Origin of the sequence: Xenorhabdus hominickii (assembly GCF_002632725.1) — a bacterium.
Taxonomy (GTDB): domain Bacteria; phylum Pseudomonadota; class Gammaproteobacteria; order Enterobacterales; family Enterobacteriaceae; genus Xenorhabdus; species Xenorhabdus hominickii.
In genome coordinates, this window is record NZ_NJAI01000004.1 from 498,473 (window position 1) to 500,974 (window position 2,502).

Annotated in this window: 6 protein-coding genes; 4 read left to right on the forward strand and 2 right to left on the reverse strand. The window is 37.0% G+C overall.

Annotated features, from left to right (window positions below; genetic code table 11):
* Window positions 1–198, forward strand: a 198-nt coding sequence (locus Xhom_RS48925) for an IS1 family transposase (protein ID WP_244590771.1), incomplete at its 5' end; no start/stop codon positions are given.
* Between the two features lie 70 nt (window positions 199–268).
* Here Xhom_RS48925 and Xhom_RS48930 read toward each other — a convergent pair.
* Both Xhom_RS48930 and Xhom_RS48935 read right to left on the reverse strand, forming a co-directional pair.
* On the reverse strand, window positions 269–730 hold the full coding sequence (locus Xhom_RS48930) for a hypothetical protein (protein ID WP_069315032.1): 462 nt from the start codon (window positions 728–730) through the stop codon (window positions 269–271).
* A 170-nt stretch (window positions 731–900) separates the two neighbouring features.
* A complete protein-coding gene (locus tag Xhom_RS48935; protein WP_274540181.1) occupies window positions 901–1,032 on the reverse strand; it encodes a NinB/YbcN family protein in 132 nt (43 codons plus the stop codon).
* 381 nt (window positions 1,033–1,413) lie between these two features.
* Here Xhom_RS48935 and Xhom_RS48940 point away from each other — a divergent pair, with 381 nt between their 5' ends.
* From Xhom_RS48940 to Xhom_RS48950, 3 genes are all read left to right on the forward strand, one after another.
* Window positions 1,414–1,665 carry a zinc-finger-containing protein gene (locus Xhom_RS48940; protein ID WP_069315031.1) on the forward strand — a complete coding sequence of 84 codons (252 nt, stop codon included), beginning with the start codon at window positions 1,414–1,416 and terminating at the stop codon, window positions 1,663–1,665.
* 69 nt (window positions 1,666–1,734) lie between these two features.
* A complete protein-coding gene (locus Xhom_RS48945; protein ID WP_069315030.1) occupies window positions 1,735–2,064 on the forward strand; it encodes a hypothetical protein in 330 nt (109 codons plus the stop codon).
* A gap of 189 nt (window positions 2,065–2,253) precedes the next feature.
* On the forward strand, window positions 2,254–2,502 hold a 249-nt coding region (locus Xhom_RS48950), incomplete at its 3' end, for a hypothetical protein (RefSeq protein WP_145957515.1).

Consider the following 2,502-nt stretch of genomic DNA (forward strand, 5'->3'; position numbering starts at 1 on the left):
GATTATGTTGTTTATGATAACCTTCCCGAGGAAGATCACCTGACTGGAAAGACGTTTACTCAGCGTATAGAGAGAACGAATTTAACTCAGCGTACTCGAATAAAAAGACTGAATAGAAAAACTATCAGTTATTCAAAATCCGAAGAAATGCACGATAAGGTGATAGGAACTTTTATTGAGCGTGAGTACTATTTTTGATATTCAATCTAACTATTTAATACATGACCATTGCCTGCAATGGCAGTCATAATATCATTTCTGACAAGTGTTAACTGTTTCTGCGTTGCCATTTTTTGTAATCCTTTTTATCTAAGACATCAAAATAGTAGGAGTTCTCATCAATCACTTGTTTTTCTTTATTGCTTAATTTCACCTTTATTTCATAAATGCCAGGTTCAGGGATCTTTATCTGGTCAAATACAGCATTAAAGCTAGCAGTAACTTGATTCTCCGGTAATCTGATGTTTACAACAGTGAATTCTTCTCCTTCACCACCATAAGGATTTTCATGAAATTTTACGCAACTTTCTCCATTATGGAGAATATCTATAAATAGCCGATAGGATTGCTTTTTACTTAATCCTATTAGACTCACTATCACATCTAAGCGTTGAGTGTCTGGAAAACTGCTTACTACTTTTGTGATTATTGGTACCAATAAATCAGGGTTGACGTTCTTATTTAATTCAAGAGTGCAAAATGCTGTCGCTATTTTCTCTTTAATTTCCATAACACCACCCGATATTAAACATTTCTCACATTTAATCACTGAGATAATTTTAAGCGTTATTGATTATTTTATCAGCAATATCAAAAAATGTGAGAAGAATTACAAAAGCCTCGTTAGGGGTGTTTATAACTTACTCCATTGGATGAAGTTAAGAATAATCACTTCTAGCACTATGCATAGAGCATTCGCTCTTTATCCATATCTCTAGTTTTCTCACGCTCTCCGCTCTCGTCACGACCTAGCCAGTGGCCAACAAAATATTCGTGTGTTTCCTCGTCAGTGATGGGCTTTGATAGCACCACCACCTCACCAACACCATTTTTGATATCAATAACAACGCCACGCGCACGCAGCCAACTTATGAATCGCTTTGCCTCTTGGGTACTGTTTTTGCCTGTAAAAACAAACCTCAGCTAAAACAGAATCTGTATTCCCACAAAGGTTTCTCGCATTATTGTTGATATATTTCAATGCCAGAGAGCTTCCTTGAGCGTCGTAGGCAGACATCAATACTGGAAATGTCGTTCCTTTCATCTCAAAAGTCCTTCTTGTGGGGTTACCAATGCCCGTAACTTCTCGGTCGGATAGTCAATCGGCTTGCATTTACTCGCTTTGTATTACAAACGCTCCAGTTTGCTATACGCGCGCCCTCTGGGATAACACCGACTGAGTTTGCGGCCTAGATGGCGATCATCGACAAAACAAAATTGCCTGTTTTTGCTCGCCATTATCTGGCAGATAAACCGACACGGGAAGCGAGAAAGAAAAGCAAACAGGTTTTTGATCGGATGCGGAAATTCAGGAACTGGGAGCGCACGGATGCCTACCGATGGCTGGCATGGCGGCTGGGAGTCAGTTCCAGTAAATGTCATTTCGGTTGGTTTGATACTGATATGTGTGAGAAAGCAGCGAATATATGCAGGGAGTTTAAATGAAACGTTGGGAAATGCGCACGCTGATTGATGGAATATTAACAGGAAAAATAAAATATATAGGTGATGATAATGACTAATTCAGATTCACGCAGAGAGGCGTTTGAGAAATTCATAACTATTGAATTTCATTACTATAAAAATGGGCTGGATAAATACGATGATGGAACGTATATCAATATGTCAATTCAGAATTATTGGGAAGTGTTTCAAGCGGGATGTAAAGAAAACAGAAAAAATAAAGAGGAGTTAACAGAAACTGAACAAATATGGTTAAAAAAATCACAATACCATTTACTGAAATGTCCATCTAAACGATTAGGGTTTTATTGCATTGGCGGCAGGGAAATTGTTCTATTTGATGCCAACAAATACCCAGAGATTCATAATTTAATAAATTAAAACTCTGAGATTTAATTTTTCGATGCCATGGTTAAATTGGGTGCTGAATTTAGAACGACATTAATATCTCCTCGTAATATTGAATGTTAAACCGGAGGGATTTAAATGAATAATAATGTGATTGACATAGCGAATGAAATAGAAAAATTACAATTTAAACTGGCAATGTAATTATCTAATTCATGGACAATGGAAAAACTAAATTTAACTATTGCAATAGTTCATCACCTGTTGGAAAAAGGAGATAAAAAACAGGCGATGGATTGGATGGAAGGACTTCTTGATTGGACAGGGGAAGACCTATTATCTGAGGCAGAAAATAACGCCTGTGATTTAAACGGCTGGGTTAATAAGCGAATGGAAAATGAAGTAAGCATAACTAAAGCACTAGAAATTTTTCGCGCTGAAATGCCTGATATTGAAATAATTAGAAAATCA

Coding starts and splice junctions, on each gene's coding strand:
- Xhom_RS48940 (WP_069315031.1), top strand. CDS start 1,414: ATGGCGATCATCGACAAAACAAAATTGCCTGTTTTTGCTCGCCATTAT.
- Xhom_RS48945 (WP_069315030.1), top strand. CDS start 1,735: ATGACTAATTCAGATTCACGCAGAGAGGCGTTTGAGAAATTCATAACT.
- Xhom_RS48930 (WP_069315032.1), bottom strand. CDS start 730: ATGGAAATTAAAGAGAAAATAGCGACAGCATTTTGCACTCTTGAATTA.